This window comes from Phormidium sp. CCY1219, from assembly GCF_035615515.1.
Lineage (GTDB): Bacteria > Cyanobacteriota > Cyanobacteriia > Cyanobacteriales > Laspinemataceae > CCY1219.
Genome location: NZ_JAJENT010000082.1, coordinates 1 through 228, shown reverse-complemented (window position 1 = coordinate 228; position 228 = coordinate 1). Strand labels below are relative to the sequence as shown.

The window sequence follows — 228 nt, the reverse complement described above, 5'->3', positions numbered from 1 at the left end:
CATAAAAGGATGGAGTAACTATTACAGCACAGTAGTATCCAAGGAAATTTACTCCAAACTCGACTATATGGTTTGGGCAGCCTTAAGGGCATGGACAGTATCAAGATGTGGGAAAGCGTCCATCGGTAAGCTCAGAAAGTATTACCATAAGGGAGCCAATGGAAACTGGACGTTTCAAGCGCAAGATGGGTTAAGACTGCTAACACACGCAGAAACTCCTATCAAGCG

At 44.3% G+C, this 228-nt stretch carries 1 protein-coding gene; it reads left to right on the top strand.

Annotation, left to right across the window (positions count from 1 at the left end):
- Position 1: 1 nt before the first annotated feature.
- Positions 2 to 228 (top strand): group II intron maturase-specific domain-containing protein (locus tag LKK83_RS31875; protein WP_324628781.1); only part of this gene is annotated, 227 nt, incomplete at its 3' end.